Annotated in this window: 1 pseudogene; it reads left to right on the plus strand. The window is 53.0% G+C overall.

The window, feature by feature from the left end:
- Positions 1-129 precede the first annotated feature (129 nt).
- Positions 130-253 (plus strand): annotated as a pseudogene (locus H4J77_RS20120) (hypothetical protein); the annotation flags it as partial.

The raw sequence follows: 253 nt of genomic DNA on the forward strand, positions 1-253 counted from the left end.
CTCGGTCAGCCACCTGTTTGACGGCTTCAATTTTAAATTCTTCGGTGTAGCGTGAGTTGCTCATTGGACCTCCTGGGTGCCTCGATTATAAGGCCTGGAGGTGTCTACGAAACTAGGGGCGATTCAAGTTGCACCCTGAAAACCCAGTGCACGCCAAGCACAAATCGTCGGGTAAGGCGCTGGGAACATGAAGCTGTGCTGGAGGAAGTGCAACGCCAGCTGAATCAAGCACCGGAGATGATGAGGGTTCGAA

Origin of the sequence: Pseudomonas sp. 5Ae-yellow (assembly GCF_014077575.1) — a bacterium.
In the GTDB taxonomy this organism is placed as follows: Bacteria; Pseudomonadota; Gammaproteobacteria; order Pseudomonadales; family Pseudomonadaceae; genus Halopseudomonas; species Halopseudomonas neustonica.